Source organism: Bradyrhizobium sp. USDA 372 (assembly GCF_053629095.1).
Genome location: NZ_JBRJHR010000001.1, coordinates 7,621,983 through 7,641,362, shown reverse-complemented (window position 1 = coordinate 7,641,362; position 19,380 = coordinate 7,621,983). Strand labels below are relative to the sequence as shown.

Genomic DNA, 19,380 nt, shown 5'->3' with positions numbered 1-19,380 from the left:
CGTAAACCGCCGAAGCGAGCCCGCTCGCTTCACGTCTTGCTGGCGACGATCGGCCGCCGCCGCGCCGGCGCGGCCTGGTCCAGCGCCGGCGCCTGGAACGCGGCGACGGTGGCCTGCACCAATTGCTCGATGGCGGCCGCGGCATCGCTGCCGTCCGCCTCGCCGCGCGAAAGGCGCGACACGCGCTCCGGCGTCACCAGCGAATAATAGAGAGCGCCGAGCAGGAAATGGCTGCGCCAGACGATGTCCGTGCGCGGAATGTGCGGCAGGCTCTCGTGGACCGCGTCGATGAAGGCGTGGCTGGTGTCATCGAAGGTCTGCGCGATGATCTTTCGCGCGACCTCGTTGCCTTCCGCCGACATCACCGCGCGCAGCCGTGTGAAGCGCGCCCCGCCGCCGGCGAGATCGCTGCCCGAGGTGAAGGCCGGCACCACATAGGCGCGCACGATCGCCTCCAGCCGGTCCTGGAGATCGCGCACGCGCTTTGCGGCCGCGAGCAGCTCGGAGCGGCGCAGATTCATCGGCCCGCAATGGCGCCGGTAGATCTCCAGCAGCAAACCGTCCTTGGTCTTGAAATGATAGGTCACGCTGCCCGGATTCGCTCCGGCCGCTTGCGCGATGTCGCGCACCGACACGGCATTGAAGCCGTTGGTGGCAAACAGCTCCTCCGCGGCGGCGAGGATCGCCTCGCGCATGTTCGGCTTGCGGGCCGCTTCTTTGCTGGTGGGCTTGCGTACCATGTGATTTGTACTATCGTACAAAAGATCAGGTCTCGTCAACAAGAACGTGGTGATGGCAGGACCGCGTGGAGACCATCGATGGACGCGAATGCCCTCAGGGAGTGCTGGGACATATGCTGGGTTTGAACGAGAAGATCGGCGGCTTGATGCTGGGTGCCGGCTTGCTGCTGGTCGGGAGCGCCGCGCAGGCCGAAAATTATCCGAGCAAGCCGGTCCACATTCTGGTCCCCTACGCCGCCGGCGGCGCGGTCGACGTGCTCGCGCGCACGCTGGGCCAGGCGCTGGCCAAGACCTGGGGGCAGCAGCCGGTGATCGACAACCGTCCCGGCGCGGGCGGCATCGTCGCCTCGCAGGCCCTGACGCAAGCCGCGCCTGACGGTTACACGCTGATCCTGGTCGCCAGCGGTCATCCGCTCAACCAGTTCATCTATCCGAGCGTGCCCTACGACACGTTCAAGGATTTCACCGCCATCACCGAGGTCGCCTCCTCGCCACTGGCGATCGTGGTGGCGAAGGACAGCCCTTACAAGACACTTGGCGATCTCCTTGCCGCGGCCAAGAAGGAGCCGGACAAGCTCTCCTATGGCATGTCCGGCAACGGCACCTCGGCGCATCTCGCCGGCGAGCTATTGAAGCACATCTCCGGCACCAAGATCGTCGCGATCCCCTACAAGGGCGGCGCACCGGCGCTGACGGCCGTCATCGCCGGCGAGATCCCGCTCAGCATCAATCCGCTCGCGGAAGCAATCGGCCAGCTCGAAGGCGGCCCGGTCCGCGCGCTCGCCGTGACCTCGGCCGAACGCTCCAAGGCGCTGCCAAACGTGCCGACGATCGCCGAGGCCGGCGTGCCCGGCTACGACGTCTCGGTCTGGTGGGGCGTGCTTGGTCCTGCAAAGATGCCGCCGGAGATCGTTGCGAAGCTCGAGACCGATCTCAAGGCGGCGCTGCAAGATCCGAGCGTGCTGTCGACGCTCGGCAAGATCGGCGCCACCCCGGTCGGCTCATCGCCCAAGGAGTTTGATGCTTATATGCGTGCGGAGGCGGCCAAATGGGAGCCCGTGCTGAAGGCCGCCAACATCCGCGCGCAATGAGGCAAGGCGCGTCCTGGCAAGAGATCGGCGCTGTTCAGCTGGTGGCGCTCGCCCGCATCTTCTCCGGCAGTGCGAAGCGCCGCGCGAAATCGCCGTCTTCGTCTCCCGACGGGATCAGGATGGCGCGGTCGCGCGGCAGCGCCTCTGGCATCTCGTCGCGGATGAAGGCGATGAGCTTTTCCCTGATCTCGCAGCGCAGGTCCCACGATTGCGGTGCATTCCTGGCGCTGACCAGCGCCCGAAGCTCGATGGTGCGCGAATCGGCATCGATCACCTGCAGATTCACGACCTCCCCGTCCCACAGCTTTGACGCCTTCACCGCCTCCTCCAGCCAGCGCCGGATGCGCGGGACGTCGGCGCGATAGTCGACATGCAGCGCGACGACGCCGATGAGGGATGCGGTGTCGCGCGTCCAGTTCTGGAACGGCTTTTCGATGAAATAGGACAGCGGCACCACCATGCGGCGCCAGTCCCACAACCGGATCACGACATAGGTCGAGGCGATGTCCTCGACCCAGCCCCATTCGTTCTCGATGATCACGGCATCCTCGATGCGGATCGGCTGGGTAATCGCGATCTGCAGGCCCGCGATCAGATTGCTCAGCAGCGGGCGCGCGGCAAGGCCGACGATGATACCGGCCGCTCCTGCGGAGGCGAACAGGCTGACGCCGTATTGCTTCACGGAGTCGAACGTCATCAGCGCGGCGGAGACCGTGATGATGACGATAATGGTGTCGGTGACGCGCTTGAACACGCGCACCTGCGTCACATGCTTGCGCGCGACGAAATTCTCGGTGACATCGCGAAAGTTCTGCAAGTAGCGCGCCGCACTCATGTCGACGATCCGGATCGAAATCCAGCCGATCAACGCGATGAAGGCCACCACGAACAGCCGCGTCAGGGGGTTGCGGATCGTGTCGTCCAGCGGCGCCAGCGGCAGCACCATTGCGACCGCGGCAAGGCAGAGCGCCATTTGCGCCGGGCCAGCGGTCCGCTCGATGAACACGCTCAGCAGCGGAAGGCGCGTTCCGAAAGCGCGCGTGAGCACCCACGTGGCGATCCGGTAGGCCACCAAGGCCAGAAGGATCGCACCGCCAACCAGGCTGAGCCCGATGAACCATGACGGTATCCAGCCGAACATCGCGTCGATTTCGGCCGTAAGGGCCTGCCAATCCATGGATTGTCCCCATCATTGCATTCACGCAACCCGCACAACGCCTCCTGGCCGGCTTCGCTCCCCCGCTCCGTGCAATGCAGCATCCCGCAGGTGCAACCGTCGCTGAGCTGCGCTAGGCTTGTCGGCATGACTCGACGTACCGGCAGCGCCGATCTTCCTCTTCACACCGGGCGGGTTCCGCCCTGGCTGGCAAGCCGCATGTCCTCCCTGGGGGCGATCGTCACCCAGGCGATCGTGCATCATTACGGCCGCGACGCGTTTCTGCAGCGGCTGTCGCATCCATTCTGGTTCCAGTCGTTTGGCGCCGTGATGGGGATGGACTGGCACTCCTCCGGCATCACCACCTCGGTGATCGGCGCGCTGAAGCGCGGGCTCGGACCGCTCCAGGACGAGCTCGGGATTTACGTCTGCGGCGGCCGCGGTCAGCATTCGCGCAAGACGCCGGACGAGCTGTTGCAACTCGGCGAGCGCGTCGGATTCGACGGCATCGAGCTGACGCGTGCCAGCCGTCTGGTCGCCAAGGTCGACAGTGCCGCGGTCCAGGACGGCTTTGACCTTTACCTGCACGGCTTCTTCGTCACCACTGAGGGCAAATGGACGGTGGTGCAGCAGGGCATGAACGGCGACAAGCGGCAGGCGCGGCGCTATCACTGGCATTCCGAGGCACTGAAGAGCTTTGTCGATACGCCGCATAGCGCAATCGACGGGCCACAGCAGGGAGAGATCGTCAATCTCACCGATCATCGCGCCGATATGTCTCGGACGGCGCAGCTCGAGCTGCTCTCCGATCTCGGTCCGGATCGCATCGTCTCCGAATTCGAACGGCTCGCGGGGACCGCGTCCACACCGGCGCAAGGCATGCTGCCGCATCTGATCATGCCGGCACATCATGATGTGCGGCCGAAGGACGTGTTCGCGCGCCGTCTGCACGGCACGCTGGCCGCGGCGGCCGAGCGCGGCCCGGCGGATTTTCCGGAACTGCTGCTGACGCCGGGCGTCGGCGCGCGCACCGTGCGCTCGCTGGCGATGGTCGCAGAGGTCGTGCACGGCGCGCCCTATCGTTTCACCGACCCCGCGCGTTTCTCGCTCGCCCATGGCGGCAAGGACCGGCATCCCTACCCCGTTCCGATCAAGGTCTATGACGAGACCATCCGGGTGCTGAAAGGCGCGATCCAGAACGCGAAGCTCGGACGCGAGGAGGAGATGCAGGCGATCAAGCGCCTCGACGACCAGGCGCGGCAGCTGGAGCGGACCGCGCGCGGCCCGTCGGTTGCGGCTTTCATCGCCGGTGAGCGTGCGGCCTCACCGGATCTCGATGGCCGCTCGGTGTTCGGCTGGGAGCGCGATCTTGCGTCCACAAGAAAGCGGACCGGCTGAACGCCGGTCCGCAAGTTGGCGGGGGGAACGCCCCTCTCAGGTCTCGTCGGCGTCTGGCTCCCGTTCGAGCCGGTTGGCCGCGTGATCCTGATACTGCTCGGTCTGAATGGCCTTGCTGTCCATGCCGCGGATGTCCGAATGCTGTTTCTTGTCTCGGTTGGACAGGACCATGTTGTCGCCGATCATCTCCTTCGGCACGTCGGTCAACGCGCCGGTGCCGTCGCCCTTGCCATGCATGCCCGATCTGAAATGCGTCTTGCTGCCGTGGCCACCTGGCATCAGTCTCTCCTCTTGCAGTGATCTCTTGCAGTCGTCTTGCGAAGATTAGTGCTTCTGTTGTGCCGTCGTCGGCTTGGGCGGCTTGTGGCCGCTCTGGCCGGGATCGTTGTGCTTGTTGTGATCGCTTTCCTGGTTGAGGCCGCCGCGGCTCACCGGAAACTCGCTGTGACGCACCTCCGGGTTGGCACGATGGACGCGCGTGTCTTGCGGGCTATGGCCGGCGGCCTGCTCGAGCTCTCGCGCATCCGGAACATCGGGCTTCCGCTCGAGGATTCGCACCTGCTGTTCGTGTGTCTTCTTGCCCTGCATATTGATCTCCAATCGTCACCTGCCTCCGCCCTTTCCGGCCTCGTCGTGCCTGTGATGGGAATCGTGCTCGCCGCCGCCGCCGGAAACCCGGCTGTGGCTGCGCTGCGGATCATCCGCCGGCGGTTTCTTCACCTCAAGCGGCGCCTTCGCGTTCTCGTGCGAGGCGCCGGGTCCGCCCTGACGAATGCTGTTCGGTGTCTTGGTGGATGTCGACAATGTCCCCTCCTCAGCGATCTTGCTGATAGCCTTGATTGGTCGTGTTCTGCTTGATGTTGCCTTGCTGTCCCTGCTGATCCGGATTCTGCGCACGTTGCTGACCGTGCGGGATCTCATCGGCGGGCGTTTGCTTGCGATCTCCAGTTCCCTTGTGGCTCTGATTGTCCGGTGGAACAGGTGGCATCTTGCTGGCCATGATCTTGTCTCCTGTTAAGACGTCGATCTGCGACATGCGATCAAGGAACTCTCCTCCGTGTCATGTCGGGATAACAACAGCACGATCGGCACACCGTTCCTGATCGTTCACATCCGGCAAAGATTTTCCAAAAGGGCGTTGCCGACGTCAGTTCGCCGCGGTGAGGGAACGATCGTCTCTCGTTCCCGTGCGTGACGTCGTCTCTGTTCCGCGGCCCTCTGCCGTGACAGGAAGCTTCGCGATCGCGCGCAGGCCCGGCCGCTTGCGCCAGCGGACCTCGGCGGAATCGACGGCCAGACTCAATTTCGGCCAGCGCACGAACAGCGCCTGCAGCGCGCGGGCCGCCTCGATGCGCGCAAGCTGATGGCCCAGGCAGAAGTGGATTCCTGTGCCGAAGGAGATGTGGCGGTTCGGCTTGCGTTCGAGATCGAGGGTCTCGGGACGATCATGAACCATGGGATCCATGTTCGCAGCGGCAAGCATCACCATGACGCGATCGCCCTTCTTCAGGCGCACGCCTTCGACCTCGACATCGCGCCGCACATAGCGCGGCTTGGAGAATTGCACCGGCGAGACGAAGCGCAGGAACTCCTCGACCGCGAGCCCGACACGGCTCCAGTCCTGTTCCAGCCAGTCGCGCAGCTCGGGATTCCTGAGCAGCTCGTAGACGGAACCGCTGATGAGATGGGTGGTGGTTTCCGATCCCGCGGCGAGCAGCAGAAACACCATCGAAACCATTTCATCCGGCGTGATCTGACCGCCTTCGCGCTCGACCTGAATCAGCTCGGCAATCAGGCCCTCGCCGCCCTGCACGCGCGCGGTCTGCAACTGCTGCTCGAGGTAGGCGCGCATCTTGCGGAACGCGAACAGCAGGGACAAGAAGCTGACGGCGTTCGTCAGCGAGGACATCGCATTGGCCCAGGCGATGAACTTTGGACGATCTGCCAGCGGCAGGCCGAGCAGCTCCGAGATCACCGCGAGCGGCAGGATGCGCGCATAGCGCTGGACCAGATCGGCCGGGCATTCCTCCGCGAACAGCTCATCGGCCAGACCGTCGGCGATGGCCCGGATGCGCGGCTCCATCGCGACGATCGCGCGGCGGCGAAACGCTTCGTCCACGATGCTGCGCAGCCGCGTGTGATCCGGCTCGTCCATCGTCAGCATGCTGTTGGCGATAGTCCTGACGAACCTCGGCATCCACCAGCGCAAGCCCGCGACGTCGCCATCGTCCTTGCGCAACGTGAAGGTCGCGCCGTCCTTCAGCACCTGCGCGGTGGCGTCATGGGTCGTGGTGATCCAGACATTGCCGACGAGAGGAAACCGCGTCGCGACCACAGGGCCTGACATGCGCAAGTTCGCGATCGCCTTGGGCGGATCGCGAAAGAAGGCCTCGCTGGTGAAATCGAGGCGCGCTGTCATGGGATCACCGGAGCGATTGGTGGCGTATCACCGAGATGGTGCACGGCGCGGCCGGCGCAAGGGCGCGTCTGCGCGTCGGCCGCAGGCGTGGAGAGCTCTATCCGCGCCCGGAGGAGCGCTGGCCGCTCTTGCGCTGCTGTTGGGTGTAGGCGTCCCAATGGCTCCAACTGCCATTGCTGAGGCTCTGCAGGTCCGTTGCGAGGGGACGGCGCGTGCGCTTGTCGTGATCGGCGATCACCCGCTCCGACTGCGCGATCTTGCGCTTGAGTTCCGTGATCGTCTTCTGCGTCTGGCCATTGCGCTTCGAGGTGGCGATCTCGCCCATCGTGAAGCGCGCGGTCTCCAGCGCCTTCAACTCGGCGCGGTTCTTCTTCAACTGAACCCGGTGCCAGGCGATGTTGCTGTCGCTGTCCGCAACCATGTGGGAACTCCGCTGATTCGGTCCCACATAGTATCGTGCGCCGAATCGGCGCCGCAACGCCCCGGCGGTGGCGAAAATGCGATCTTCTCGCGCAGAAATTCCGGGCCTAGCGCCCCGGGAACGGGGCTCTAGGTTCTTATTTGGACGCGTTTTCTTGACGCGAACCGGTATCCACTTCGCTCGAAAACGCTTTAACGCTCGGCGAACGCCTTCTCGACCACGAACTGGGCCGGCTCGCCGTGATTGCCCTCGACGAAGCCGCGCTCGCCCAAGAGGACACGGGTGTCCGCCACCAGCGCCGGGCTGCCGCAGATCATGACGCGATCATGGGCGGCTTCCAGCGCCGGCAGGCCGATGTCGGCGAACAGCTTGCCCGAGGTGATGAGGTCGGTGATGCGGCCGCGGTTGCGGAAGGGATCGCGGGTCACGGTCGGGTAGTAGATCAGCTGGTTCTGGATGTACTCGCCGAGCACCTCGTCCTTCGGCAGATGCTCGGTGATCATCTCGCCATAGGCGAGCTCCTTGACGTGCCGGCAGCCGTGCAGCAGCACCACCTTCTCGAACCGCTCGTAGGTCTCGGGATCCTTGATCACGCTCAGGAAGGGCGCAAGGCCGGTGCCGGTACCGATCAGGTAGAGGTTGCGGCCCTCTTCCAGGTTGTCGATCACCAGCGTGCCCGTGGCCTTGCGGCTGACGATGATCTCGTCGCCTTCCTTCAAATGCTGAAGGCGCGAGGTCAGCGGTCCATCAGGCACCTTGATCGAGAAGAACTCCAGCGTGTCCTCGTAATTGGCGCTGGCGACGCTGTAGGCCCGCAGCAGCGGCTTCTCGCCGACCTTGAGCCCGATCATGGTGAATTCGCCGTTGCGGAAGCGGAAGGTCGGGCTGCGGGTGGTCTTGAAGGAGAACAGCGTGTCGGTCCAGTGGTGGACGCTCAAAACGCTTTCCTGATTGAAATTGCTCATCTCACCTTCCCTGTCGCGTCAATTGCGGTTCCGAGGCCGGCAGCTATGCGTCGTTTGTACACGATCATTCGTATACTAATGAATAATCCGGCTTGATCCTGCGGTCAAGGCTGACCAAGATCGGAAGCGTTGCAGTTACGAATAAGGAGCCCCTTCCATGGCGCATGACGCACCCCAGGCCACCGGACCCTCGAAGCTGGTGATCCGGAATATCGGCCTGATCCTGTCCGGCGCTTTGGAAAAGCCGATCCTGGACGGCGACACCATCGTCGCCGAGAACGGCAAGATCACCGCGATCGGCCGCTTCAAGGACGTCGACATCGAAGGCGCCACCACCATCGTCGACGCCAACGGCACCACGGTGGCGCCGGGTCTGATCGACAGCCACGTCCACCCTGTCGCCGGTGACTGGACGCCGCGCCAGAACCAGATCAACTGGATCGACAGCTACCTCCACGGCGGCGTCACCACCATGATCTCCGCCGGCGAAGTCCACATGCCCGGCCGGCCCCGCGACGTCGTCGGACTCAAGGCGATGGCCGTGTTCGCCCAGCGCGCGTTCTGGACCCTGCGGCCCGGCGGCGTGAAGGTTCACGCCGGCGCGCCGGTGATCGAATGCGAGATGGTGGAAGAAGACTTCAAGGAGATGGCCGCCAACGGCGTCAAGCTGCTCGGCGAGGTCGGCCTCGGCGGCGTCAAGGACGGCCCGACCGCGCGCAAGATGGTCGGCTGGGCGCGCAAATACGGCATCCAGAGCACCATCCACACCGGCGGCCCGTCGATCCCCGGCTCCGGCCTGATCGACAAGGACGTGGTGCTGGAGGCCGATACCGACGTGGTCGGCCACATCAACGGCGGCCACACCGCCCTGCCCGACGACCAGATCCGCTGCATCTGCGAGGGCTGCAAGCGCGGCCTCGAGCTCGTGCACAACGGCAACGAGCGCTCGGCCCTGTTCACGCTGCGCACCGCGCGCGAGATGGGCGACCTGCACCGCGTCATCCTCGGCACCGACGCGCCCGCCGGCTCCGGCGTGCAGCCGCTCGGCATCCTGCGCATGGTCTCGATGCTGTCCTCGCTCGGCGACCTCCCGGCCGAGATCGCGTTCTGCCTTGCCACCGGCAACACCGCCCGGATGCGGCAGCTCGACTGCGGCCTGATCGAGGTCGGCCGCTCCGCCGACTTCGTCATCATGGACAAGGCGCAGCACTCGCCGGGCAAGAACATCCTGGAGAGCGTGCAGCTCGGCGACCTCCCCGGCATCGGCATGACCATCATCGACGGCATCGTGCGCACCCAGCGCAGCCGCAACACGCCGCCGGCCGGCAAGGTGCCGGAGGTGGTGGCGAAGTGACGCAGCCGGAGCGGCCCGCCGCTCCGCATCGTCCCTCGAAGGCATTGAACAAGTCGCAAGCCTGTTGCGTCTAACGCAGGCAGCCCTCGGCGGCGGCAGCGCATTGTTCCACCATCGAGGAGACATGAAGAACTCATCACGGATAGCCGCCGGCGTTGCTGGCGCGGTGGCGGGCTATATCGCGATCTTCGTGCTGTTCTCCCGCTCGGTGTCGGCAACCGGGCGGACCCGATCGCATCGGGTCTGCTGGGGCTGTTCGTCTACTCACCCATGGGTGCAATCGCCGGCGCGGTCCTCGCCAATTGGCTCGTGACGCGTTCGGGCAAAGATACAGGGCAGGACGCAGGCATCGGCGGCGTCGCGCGGAACAGCTTGAAGTCGCTCGGCATCGTCGCCCTGCTCTGCACCGCCGGGATCGGCGCCTACATCGCCTACGCTTACGCGACCGCCACGCCCTGGCTCAACCGCAACGGCGCCAATCCCCTGCTCGTGTTCGAGGTCCGCTTTCCGGCGGGGGTCACGGTGCCGACATCAGCGCAGGGCATCACCATCGAACTGCAGACCGACCTCAACACCATGCCGGGCGAAGTCAGGGTGGCCGCGTTCTATCGCGACGGCGATCAGGCCGTTATCGCCGGCGAAGTCGAGCTGGCGTTTCGAACCTCGTACCGGCAGCTCGCCGTCAACATCCAGGGCCAGCCGAGCCGGATCTATCCGATCGATTTGACGGCCCGGGCGCCGCATACGCCGGAATTCGGAACGTGGCGGCGGCTTGGTGACGGCAGCGAGATCCGCTACCGCGCCAAATGGCCGGGAAAGACGTAAGAGATCAGCGCTTCTTTGCGATCTCACAGCGCACATAGGTCTGGCGCTTGACCTGCCCAACTGGACCATTGTCCATCACCAATCTGCCATCCGCAGCGATGGAGACGCGAGGGTTGGAGCGAAATTTTTCGCCCTCGCCTTCGCAGGCGAGCTTCATTTTCCAACCGAGGCTTCCGTCGGCCGTGATCTCGCTGGCGCGGCACCGCGTCTCGTACCAGTAGAGGCGATTGCCGCCCTCGATGCTCATGCGGTTGGGGCTATCCTCGTTGCGACAGTCCTTTTTGGTCGAGGCCCAGAAGCCTTCGTAAGGCTGCGCGGCACGGGCAGGAGCGCATTGGCCGGCTAGCACGGCACCAAGACTCAAGACAACCGCAAATCGCCTCGCAACTCTCATGACCAAAACCTCGATAAATCCTTCATCGAGGTTAGTCGCCAGTTCCGGCACCTTGTTCAACTGCCGTAGGGTGGGCAAAGGCGCGAAGCGCCGTGCCCACGACTTTTGCGATTCGAGAAAGGATGGTGGGCACGCTTCGCTTTGCCCAGCCTACGGCACTTTCATCTGAGCTTGTTCAGCAGCGCCATCAGCGTGTCGCGCTCTTTCGCATCGAGCGGCGCCAGCGTCTCGCGGGTGATCGCCAGCGCATTCGGCGCGAGCTTTTCGGCAAGCTGCTGACCGGCGCGGGTCAGGCTCACCAGCAGGCGCCGGCCGTCCTCCGGATCCTGGCTCGTTTCGGTCAGGCCGCGCGCGGTGAGACGATCGATCACGCCCTTGATGGTCGCGACGTCCATCGCCGTCAGGCGCCCGAGCTGATTCTGCGAGCACGGCCCGGTCTCGGCCAGTTTCGACAGCGCCGCCCATTGCGTCGGCGTCAGGTTGGTGCCGATATCGCGGGTGAAGATCGAGCTGTGGCGCTGCCAGACCTGGCGCAGGATGAAGCCGACCTGTTCGTCGAGCACGTAAGGCGGTTTCGCCGGTTTGACGCTCTTCTTTGCCGTAACACTTCTCGCCATCCGCTGCGCGCCCCTCACAACGACAGATGCGCGTCCCGGATATCCGGGCGCGCGTCGAGCTCGGCCATGGTGCCGCCGAAGCAGATCCGACCGCGCTCGATGATGTAGGCGCGATCCGAAATCAGCCGCGCGAAATGCAGATTCTGCTCGGAGACGACGATGCTGACGCCTTCCTTCTTCATGGTCAGGATGGCATCGACCATCTGCTCCACGATCTTCGGCGACAGGCCTTCCGACGGCTCGTCCAGCAGCACCAGCGAGGGATTGCCCATCAGCGTACGCGCGATGGTGAGCATCTGCTGCTCGCCGCCGCTCATGCGTCCGCCCGGGCGGTTCTTCATCTCGCCCAGGTTCGGAAACAGCGCGAACAGCTTTTCGCGCGTCCAGTGCGGCGCGTTCGGACGCTTCGGCTGGCGGCCGACTTCGAGGTTTTCCTCGACGGTCAGGTCCGTGAAGATTCGCCGCTCCTCCGGCACGTAGCCGAGGCCCTCGCGCACGATCTCGTGGGTCGGCTTCGACGAGACGTCCTTGCCCCCGAACGTGATGCGGCCGGAGCGCTGCGCGACGAGGCCGACGATCGAGCGGAACGTCGTCGACTTGCCGGCGCCGTTGCGCCCCAGCAGCGCCACCACCTCGCCCTCGCCGACCTCGAAGCCGATGTCGAACAGGATATGCGCCGGGCCGTAATGGCTGTTGAGGTCTTGCACCGTGAGCTTCATGTTGATGCCCCCTCGCGGTGACGGGCATCGTAGACCAGGCCCTCTCCGAGATAGACCGCCTGCACCTGGGGATTGCCGCGCACTTCCGCCGGCGAGCCCTCCGCAATCAACGTCCCGCGATTGAGCACGAGGATGCGGTCGGCATGCTCGAACACCACGTCCATGTCGTGCTCGGTGAAGAGCACGCCGATGGATTTTTCCCGGGCAATGCCCGCGGTCAGCCGCATCAATTCGACGCGCTCGCGCGGTGCCATGCCGGCCGTCGGCTCGTCCATCAGCAGCAGTTTGGGCTGGTTGGCCAGCGCGACCGCAAGCTCGAGCCGCTTGAGATCGCCATAGGCAAGCTCGCCGCAGGGCCGGTCCGCATAGCCGCCCATGCCGACCAGCTCGAGCAGGCGGCCGGCCTCGTCGCGATCGAACTTCGGTGCCGAGCCGAACAGATTGAACAGCTGCTTGCCGTGCGAGATCAGCGCGACCTGCACGTTCTCGCGCACGGTCATGGTGGCGAAGGTCGCGGTGATCTGGAACGTGCGGCCGACGCCGAGCCGCCAGACCTCACGCGGCTTCCGGCCCGTGATCTCTTCGCCAAGCAGGCGGACATGCCCGCTATCAGGCTTGTTCTGGCCGTTGAGCATGTCGAAGCAGGTGCTTTTTCCCGCACCGTTCGGCCCGATCAGCGCCAGGATCTCGCCGGCCCGCAACGAGAACGAGACGCCGCGCACGGCATGGATGCCGCCGTAGGATTTGGTCAGGCCTTCGACCGCAAGAAGTGGAGGTGCAACGCTCATTCGGCAGACTCGATCGGCTTGGCGAGCAAGGGGGATCCCGGTGGCGATGCTTTCTTGCGGCGCTGCGCCAGCATCTCCAGCACACCGACGATGCCCTTGGGGAAGACGACGACGATCAGCATGATGAAGCCGCCGAGCACGAGCTTCGACAGATCGGTCTGGCTCACCAGCCAGATGTTCAACGCCTTGTAGACGATGGCGCCGATCACCGCGCCCGATACCGTCTCGACGCCGCCGAGCAACACCATGACCAGCGCGTCGACCGACAGCGAGATGCCGAGATTGTCGGGGAACACGCTGCCCTTGAGATAGGCGAACAATGCGCCGCCGATGCCGGCGGTCGTGCCTGCGATCACGAAGGCGGTCCACTGGATGCGCTTGGCATCGATGCCGATGGCTTCGCTGCGCAGGAGCGAGTCGCGCGTGGCACGAAGCGCGTAACCGAACGGCGAGAACACCATGGCTCGCAGCGCGACGGTCACCAGCGCCGCAACGCCGAGCGCAAGCCAGTAGAAGCGCGACGGACTTGCCGCCCAGCTCGAGGGCCAGAGGCCGAGAATGCCGTTGTCACCGCCGGTCACGTTCACCCACTGGAACGCAATCGACCACACGATCTGCGCAAAGGCGAGCGTCAGCATCGCGAAATAAACGCCGGAGAGCTGCACCGCGAAGAAGCCGAACACCGCCGCGCCCATGCAGCCGAGCAGCGGGCCGAGCAGCAGGCAGACGATCATCGGCAGTCCCGCCATCTTGGCGAGAAAGGCGATGCCATAGGCGCCCAGGCCGAAATAGGCGGCGTGACCGAACGAGGCGAGGCCGCCGACCGACATCAGGAAGTGCAGGCTGACGGCGAAAATCACGAAGATCGCGATCTCCGAGCCCACGGTCAGCAGATAATTGCCGGCGAACAGCGGCAGCATCGCTGCGATCACGAGCGCCGCAAGCGCCATCAGCCGCTCGCTCGAGGTCAGCGGCCGCCAGGGATTGACGGTGAGGCCCGGCGTCTTGCGCGCGGCGGCTTCCGGCTTGCCGAACAGGCCCCAGGGACGCACGATCAGCACCACCGCCATCACCAGGAAGACCAGGATGATGGAGATCTTCGGGAAGATCAGGATGCCGAAGGCATTCAACTCGGAGACCAGCACCGCCGCGACGAAAGCGCCAACGATGCTGCCGAGGCCGCCGATCACGACCACGACGAACACCTCGACGATGATGCGCAGATCCATGGCGTGATGCACGGCATCGCGCGGGATCTGGAGCGCGCCGCCGAGCGCTGCGAGGAAGACGCCGACGGCGAACACGCTCGTGAACAGCCATTTCTGATTGACGCCGAGGGCTGCCACCATGTCGCGGTCCTGCGTCGCCGCACGCACCAGCACGCCCCACCGCGTGCGCTGGAACAGCAACCAGAGAATGCCGAGCACGACGGGTCCGAGCACGATCAGAAACAGATCGTAGCTCGGAATGTTCTGGCCGAAGAAATCGATCGCGCCCTTGAACCCCGGCGCGCGGCGGCCGACGAGGTCGTCAGGCCCCCAGATCAGCACGACCAGATCCTCGACCATCAAGGTCAGGCCGAAGGTCGCGAGCAGCTGGAACAGCTCGGGCGCATGATAGATGCGCCGGAGCAGCACCATCTCGACGATGACGCCGATCAGCGCCACCGCGAACGCGGCCAGCACGATGCCGCCCCAGAAGCCGAATGCGCCGGACAGGCGCTCGGTCAGCGTGAAGGCGATGTAGGCGCCGATCATGTAGAAGGCGCCATGCGCGAAATTCACGATCCGCGTCACGCCGAAGATGATCGACAGGCCCGACGCCACCAGGAATAGCGACGCCGCGCTGGCGAGACCGGTCAGAAACTGTACGACGTAAAAGGCCATCGGCGGTCCGGGTTCGTTGAAATCGTAGGGTGGGTTAGCCCTGCAGATGCGCAGAGCGCATCTGCTCGGCGTAACCCACCGCCTTTTCTCGTGTGGCACCGAAAGTGGTGGGTTACGCCAAGCGGTCTGCGCTACGCGCAGTCCGCAAGGCTAACCCACCCTACGGCAGCAGAACTCAATCCTTCGGACGCAGCTTCTCGACTTCGGCATCGCCAGGCAGATAGTCCGCGCCCTTCTTGTAGGACGACTCCACCATCACGCCCTTGCCGTCCTTCAGCGCGGTCTTGCCGACGTAAGCGCCGAGTGTCGACTGGTGGTCGATCTTGCGGAAGGTGATCTCGCCGAACGGCGACGGCGTCGTCAGCCCCTCCGCCGCGGCAATCAGCTTCTCCGGATCGGTCGAGCCGGCCTTCGCCAGAATCGCGGCCGCCGACTTGATGGTCTGGTAACCGACGATCGAGCCGAGGCGCGGATAGTCGTTGTACTTGGCCTGATACGCCTTCAGGAACGCATCATGCTCGGGAGTCTTGATCGAGTACCAGGGATAGCCGGTGACGATCCAGCCCTCCGGCGTCTCGTCCTTGAGCGGGTCGAGATATTCGGGCTCGCCGGTCAGGAAGGAGACCACCTCGCGCCCCTTGAACAGGCCACGCGTGTTGCCTTCACGCACGAGCTTGACGAGGTCCGCGCCGAACGTGACGTTGAGGATCGCTTCCGGATTTGCCGCGGCAACCGCCTGCACCACCGGGCCGGCGTCGATCTTGCCCTGCGGCGGCCATTGCTCGTCGACCCACTGGATGTCGGGGCGCTTCTCCGACATCAGCTTCTTGAACACCGCGACCGCCGACTGGCCGTACTCATAGTTCGGCGCAATCGTCGCCCAGCGTTTTGCGGGCAGCTTGCTGGCGGCTTCCACCAGCATCGCCGCCTGCATGTAGTTGGAGGGGCGCAGGCGGAAGGTGTACTTGTTGCCTTTGGACCAGGTGATGGCGTCCGTGAGCGGCTCGGCCGCGAGGAAGAACACCTTCTTCTGGTTGGCGAAGTCAGAGACCGCAAGACCGATGTTCGACAGGAACGTGCCGGCGAGCATCGCGACGCCCTCGCTCGAGACGAGCTCGTTGGCCGCGGTCTGCGCGTCCGCCGGCTTGCCGCCGTCGTCCTTGGAGATGACGACGAGCTTCTTGCCGTTGATGCCGCCGGCCGCGTTGACTTCCTCGACCGCAAGCTGCCAGCCCTTGCGATAGGGCTCGGTGAATGCCGGCAGCAACGAATAGCTGTTGATCTCGCCGATCTTGATGTCCTGCGCCAGGGCCGAATGAGCCATGCCGCTCGCCAGAAGCGCGAAGGCCGCGCCGACGAAGTAATTTCTTGCTCGCATCCCAACCTCCAGTTTGAACTCGCTTATGACTTCTATCTCAGACCGTCTTCGCCTTTGATCTCCGCAACCGTCAGCCCGCCGACCCGCGGCAGCGGACGGCCGCTGTCGGTGACGGCGACCGCGACCATGATCTCGTTGGCACGCGGCGCGTCGTTGATCTGCACTTCCATACCGTCGAAATGACTGCGCACGAAGGCCGCGTCCTTGTGCCCGAGCGGGATGTCCAGCGTCGTGCCCGGACCGCTGCGCTTCTTCGACGAGGGGATCAGCGCCGCGCCCTTGCCCAGAACCTTGCGCACCGGCGCGCCCATCTTGGGGTGGAGGATCGCGGCGGCATGCTCCAGCTCGCCGTTCTCGCCGACCGCCGCCGCCTTGCCGTAGCTGTGCGCCTTGGCGCCATCGATGCCGAGCGCCGCCACCGCGCGTTTCGACAACAGCTCGCCGAGCTCCTCGCCGATCGCGATCAGCGGCGAAAGATCCTCGACGTATTTTCCGGCAAACGGATTCTCGATGACGGCAATCGCCGCAGCACGCCGGGTCGGCGGTGATACCTGTCGGCCCATCTCCATCTGCGTCTCTTCGACGACAGTGACGATCTTGCGGATGATCGCGCTCATGGCTGCTTCCTCCGGACACTTCCCTGCTCAGGCATGAACCGCGTTCTCCAGCTGACGCGGGCGCGATTCCAGCCGCTCAATATCTTTCGGTCCGATGACAAGCATATCACCACAAAGCTGCAGCACGGCACCCTCGATCAGCCGACGATCGAATAAATGCCGTGCACATTCTGCGCCAGATTCGAGCGCGGCGGCGATCTCATGGTGAGACAGCTCGCCGACATCACACGTCACGAGGCGCCCGCCCAGATCGCTGTCGGGCTGAAGCTCGTTCGCAGGCTTGCGGATGATGGCGGGATGTCCGGGAAGATCGACGGCATTGGCGATCACGGTCGCGGCCGCATCGGCTTGCGAAGCGGTCGCCGCCAGCACTGTCACGGCATCGGCTATCCCGAGCGAAAAGCTGCGGCCGTGCCGGCCGCTGGTCGCAACGCCCCGCACCGGATCGTCCGCATCGATCCGCATCGTCCGCATCACGCCGTCGCGGCCGGGGCGATCCATCAGCCCGACCGAAAATTGCTCGCCCTTGCCGAGATGCAGCGCGATGTCGCCGCCATTGTTGACGTAAGCCCGATCGAGCGTCGCAGCGCGCAGCATCGCAGCGAGAATTTCCTCCGCGACGCTTCCGGCAACGGCCGCCATCGGCGTGATGAAGCAATCGGCGGCATAGGGCGCCACCGCGGCATGCATGCGGCGCGCGACGACGCCCCTTAGCGACGTCCGCATCCCGGCGCCGGACCGCAATTCGGGCAGCTCTGCGCAAAGCTCGTCGAGCAATCCGGTGAACCGCAGCGCCGCAGCCTCATAGGCGGCCCGCACCGCATCCGCACGTCCCCTCGCCCCCACGATCAGATCGATCGGTCCATCCTGCAAATGCAGCCGCCGGCCATCAGACAGCAATGCGATTTGCGGGCGCCTGGTCATGTGCGGGGCCCCGGAATCGGGTTCTGCCAGGGCAACTGGCGGACATCGTCGCCGTTCTGCACCTCCGCGAGCGGCTTCACATAATCCATGTGTCCGCCAAGCGCGGCATAGTCGGACAGCTTCATCGTGAACTCGATCGGCGCGACCAGGGCCGGTGTCGGCACATAGCCGAACGCGCCTGACGGCATCTGCGTCACGTCGACCATGTAGGTGATGCCGCCGCCCGGCCAGACATAGACCGGCGCACCGCCGCTGGTGACACGCGTCAGCGCGTCCTTGACCGATCGCGTCAGCCGCACCGGGTTGTCGGTGACGCCGGCGCGCAGCGAGCCGCCCGCGCCTGCCATGAACAGCACCGTGCACAGCGCGGGCTCGCAGTTTTCCTGGATCCGCTCGACCGAGAACTTCAAGTCGGCCGGCATCTCGGTCTCGACCGGCTGCAGGGCCTCGTCGAGCACGTAATAGGACGAATGCTCGCCGGTGGTGGAGACCATCAGCATGGTCAAACCGGGCTTTGCTTCCTTGGCATCGAACGGGCCCAGGATCGACAAGGGATCGGAGATGTTGGTGCCGCCCCAGCCCGTGCCGGGATCGGCCACCTGGAAATAGCGGCCGGGCGTCGAGCGGCGGCCCTTCATCTTGATGCCGGTGTCGGCGATGTCGAGCAGCTTGCCGGCCTGGTGCTCCGAGAGCACGCCGGTGATGTGGTCGTCGACCACGACGACCTCGTCCACCTTGCCGTGCCATTGCTTGGCGAACATGCCGATCGTCGCCGAGCCGCAGCCGACGCGCATGCGCTCTTCCTTCACGCCGTTGACGATCGGCGGCTGTCCGGCCTGCACCACCACGCTGGCGCCGCCATCGATGGTGAGCTCCACCGCCTTGCAATTGGCGAGGTCCATCAGCGCGTCGCAGGTGACCCGGCCCTCCTTCTTGGAGCCGCCGGTGAGATGATGCACGCCGCCGAGCGACAGCATCTGCGAGCCGTATTCGCTGGTGGTGACATGGCCGACCGCCTCGCCCTGCGCGCGCACGGTCGCGGTCTCCGGGCCGAGATAGCGGTCGGTGTCGATCTTCACCTTGATCCCGCAATAGGAGAAGATGCCCTCGGTGACGACGGTCACCATGTCGACGCCGTCGACCTCTGCCGAAACGATGAACGGCGCCGGCTTGTAGTCGGGATAGGTCGTGCCTGCGCCGATCGCCGTCACGAAGGTCGAGGGCTCATGGACGATCTTGCCGTCCCAGTCCTCGGTGCGGCTGAACGGGACGAGCTTGCCGCCGTGCGAGACGGTGCGCTCCAGGATAACGTGCGGATCGACGCGGACGAGCTTGCCGTCGTGATTGGCATAGCGATCGCAGGCGCCCGCCGCGCCGGGCTTGATGTAGCACATCACCGGACAAGCATCGCAGCGGATCTTGTCGATGACGGCGCTCGTCGTTTCTGTCACCATGTCGGAGCCGGCGGACATCGCAGTTATCATTCGTATACGAACGATGTTGCGCGCGGTGCCCCGGGGCTGTCAAGCGGCGGTGCAGCGCAAAACATGCCGCTGCCGCATAAAACCTCATTTGCCTATCCGCTCTGTCCACAAAGAAGGCAGTCGCGCTGCAGTGCGGCATGCACGGCTTGCACGTTTGTGTACAAACGGTATCGTCGCGACGTCGAATTTTCGCGATCGCATGAT

22 protein-coding genes are annotated in these 19,380 nt (G+C 65.0%); 4 read left to right on the top strand and 18 right to left on the bottom strand.

The features are described from left to right. Positions 1-29: 29 nt before the first annotated feature. A complete protein-coding gene (locus AB7M16_RS35520) occupies positions 30-740 on the bottom strand; it encodes a TetR/AcrR family transcriptional regulator (RefSeq protein WP_212257391.1) in 711 nt (236 codons plus the stop codon). A gap of 113 nt (positions 741-853) precedes the next feature. Here AB7M16_RS35520 and AB7M16_RS35515 point away from each other — a divergent pair, with 113 nt between their 5' ends. After that, positions 854-1,831, top strand: a complete 978-nt coding sequence (locus AB7M16_RS35515) for a tripartite tricarboxylate transporter substrate binding protein (RefSeq protein WP_453946814.1) — start codon at positions 854-856, stop codon at positions 1,829-1,831. A 34-nt stretch (positions 1,832-1,865) separates the two neighbouring features. Here AB7M16_RS35515 and AB7M16_RS35510 read toward each other — a convergent pair whose 3' ends face one another. Next, on the bottom strand, positions 1,866-3,008 hold the full coding sequence (locus AB7M16_RS35510) for a mechanosensitive ion channel family protein (RefSeq protein ID WP_453946813.1): 1,143 nt from the start codon (positions 3,006-3,008) through the stop codon (positions 1,866-1,868). Between the two features lie 126 nt (positions 3,009-3,134). Between AB7M16_RS35510 and AB7M16_RS35505 the strand changes: the two genes are divergently transcribed. Further along, on the top strand, positions 3,135-4,385 hold the full coding sequence (locus tag AB7M16_RS35505; RefSeq protein ID WP_453946811.1) for a DUF763 domain-containing protein: 1,251 nt from the start codon (positions 3,135-3,137) through the stop codon (positions 4,383-4,385). A 36-nt stretch (positions 4,386-4,421) separates the two neighbouring features. Here AB7M16_RS35505 and AB7M16_RS35500 read toward each other — a convergent pair whose 3' ends face one another. The 7 genes from AB7M16_RS35500 to AB7M16_RS35470 all read right to left on the bottom strand — a co-directional run bounded on the left by AB7M16_RS35500 (position 4,422) and on the right by AB7M16_RS35470 (position 8,190). After that, positions 4,422-4,664 carry a hypothetical protein gene (locus AB7M16_RS35500; RefSeq protein WP_172786261.1) on the bottom strand — a complete coding sequence of 81 codons (243 nt, stop codon included), beginning with the start codon at positions 4,662-4,664 and terminating at the stop codon, positions 4,422-4,424. A 45-nt stretch (positions 4,665-4,709) separates the two neighbouring features. Next, positions 4,710-4,973 (bottom strand): hypothetical protein, encoded by a 264-nt coding sequence (locus AB7M16_RS35495; protein WP_453946810.1) that lies wholly within the window; start codon positions 4,971-4,973, stop codon positions 4,710-4,712. 15 nt (positions 4,974-4,988) lie between these two features. Then, a complete protein-coding gene (locus AB7M16_RS35490) occupies positions 4,989-5,189 on the bottom strand; it encodes a hypothetical protein (RefSeq protein ID WP_124158690.1) in 201 nt (66 codons plus the stop codon). A gap of 10 nt (positions 5,190-5,199) precedes the next feature. Further along, positions 5,200-5,385: a hypothetical protein gene (locus AB7M16_RS35485; protein ID WP_453947311.1), complete on the bottom strand. Its 186-nt coding sequence runs from the start codon at positions 5,383-5,385 to the stop codon at positions 5,200-5,202. Between the two features lie 147 nt (positions 5,386-5,532). Continuing rightward, entirely contained in the window at positions 5,533-6,804 is a 1,272-nt protein-coding gene (locus AB7M16_RS35480; protein WP_453946809.1) for a cytochrome P450, read from the bottom strand. A gap of 97 nt (positions 6,805-6,901) precedes the next feature. Next, entirely contained in the window at positions 6,902-7,225 is a 324-nt protein-coding gene (locus AB7M16_RS35475) for a hypothetical protein (protein WP_172786257.1), read from the bottom strand. Between the two features lie 191 nt (positions 7,226-7,416). Then, entirely contained in the window at positions 7,417-8,190 is a 774-nt protein-coding gene (locus AB7M16_RS35470; RefSeq protein WP_260383286.1) for a ferredoxin--NADP reductase, read from the bottom strand. 157 nt (positions 8,191-8,347) lie between these two features. On the opposite strand from AB7M16_RS35470, the gene AB7M16_RS35465 reads away from it, so the two are divergent. Together AB7M16_RS35465 and AB7M16_RS35460 are read left to right on the top strand one after the other, a co-directional pair. Then, positions 8,348-9,544, top strand: coding sequence for an amidohydrolase family protein (locus tag AB7M16_RS35465; RefSeq protein ID WP_172786255.1), 1,197 nt, complete (start codon positions 8,348-8,350; stop codon positions 9,542-9,544). Between the two features lie 270 nt (positions 9,545-9,814). Then, positions 9,815-10,369 (top strand): hypothetical protein, encoded by a 555-nt coding sequence (locus tag AB7M16_RS35460; RefSeq protein ID WP_453946808.1) that lies wholly within the window; start codon positions 9,815-9,817, stop codon positions 10,367-10,369. 4 nt (positions 10,370-10,373) lie between these two features. Here the strand turns inward: AB7M16_RS35460 and AB7M16_RS35455 are convergent, their stop codons facing one another. The 9 genes from AB7M16_RS35455 to AB7M16_RS35415 all read right to left on the bottom strand — a co-directional run bounded on the left by AB7M16_RS35455 (position 10,374) and on the right by AB7M16_RS35415 (position 19,146). Continuing rightward, positions 10,374-10,763 (bottom strand): hypothetical protein, encoded by a 390-nt coding sequence (locus AB7M16_RS35455; protein WP_453947310.1) that lies wholly within the window; start codon positions 10,761-10,763, stop codon positions 10,374-10,376. 161 nt (positions 10,764-10,924) lie between these two features. Then, positions 10,925-11,380, bottom strand: a complete 456-nt coding sequence (locus AB7M16_RS35450) for a MarR family winged helix-turn-helix transcriptional regulator (RefSeq protein WP_172786253.1) — start codon at positions 11,378-11,380, stop codon at positions 10,925-10,927. A gap of 14 nt (positions 11,381-11,394) precedes the next feature. Beyond that, positions 11,395-12,099: an ABC transporter ATP-binding protein gene (locus AB7M16_RS35445; protein WP_212257383.1), complete on the bottom strand. Its 705-nt coding sequence runs from the start codon at positions 12,097-12,099 to the stop codon at positions 11,395-11,397. Beyond that, positions 12,096-12,887 (bottom strand): ABC transporter ATP-binding protein, encoded by a 792-nt coding sequence (locus tag AB7M16_RS35440; protein WP_453946806.1) that lies wholly within the window; start codon positions 12,885-12,887, stop codon positions 12,096-12,098. The genes AB7M16_RS35445 and AB7M16_RS35440 overlap by 4 nt, the downstream gene beginning before the upstream one ends. Next, the gene (locus AB7M16_RS35435) at positions 12,884-14,773 is read right to left on the bottom strand and encodes an ABC transporter permease (protein ID WP_453946805.1); all 1,890 of its coding nucleotides are present in this window, start codon (positions 14,771-14,773) and stop codon (positions 12,884-12,886) included. The genes AB7M16_RS35440 and AB7M16_RS35435 overlap by 4 nt, the downstream gene beginning before the upstream one ends. A gap of 175 nt (positions 14,774-14,948) precedes the next feature. After that, positions 14,949-16,151 carry an ABC transporter substrate-binding protein gene (locus tag AB7M16_RS35430; RefSeq protein WP_453946804.1) on the bottom strand — a complete coding sequence of 401 codons (1,203 nt, stop codon included), beginning with the start codon at positions 16,149-16,151 and terminating at the stop codon, positions 14,949-14,951. A 32-nt stretch (positions 16,152-16,183) separates the two neighbouring features. After that, a complete protein-coding gene (locus tag AB7M16_RS35425) occupies positions 16,184-16,768 on the bottom strand; it encodes an amino acid synthesis family protein (protein ID WP_025035619.1) in 585 nt (194 codons plus the stop codon). 27 nt (positions 16,769-16,795) lie between these two features. Beyond that, positions 16,796-17,692 carry a UPF0280 family protein gene (locus tag AB7M16_RS35420; RefSeq protein ID WP_453946802.1) on the bottom strand — a complete coding sequence of 299 codons (897 nt, stop codon included), beginning with the start codon at positions 17,690-17,692 and terminating at the stop codon, positions 16,796-16,798. Beyond that, complete coding sequence (locus AB7M16_RS35415) at positions 17,689-19,146, bottom strand: 6-hydroxynicotinate reductase (protein ID WP_453947309.1); 1,458 nt, start codon at positions 19,144-19,146, stop codon at positions 17,689-17,691. Before AB7M16_RS35415 ends, AB7M16_RS35420 begins: the two co-directional genes overlap by 4 nt. Positions 19,147-19,380: the final 234 nt, after the last annotated feature.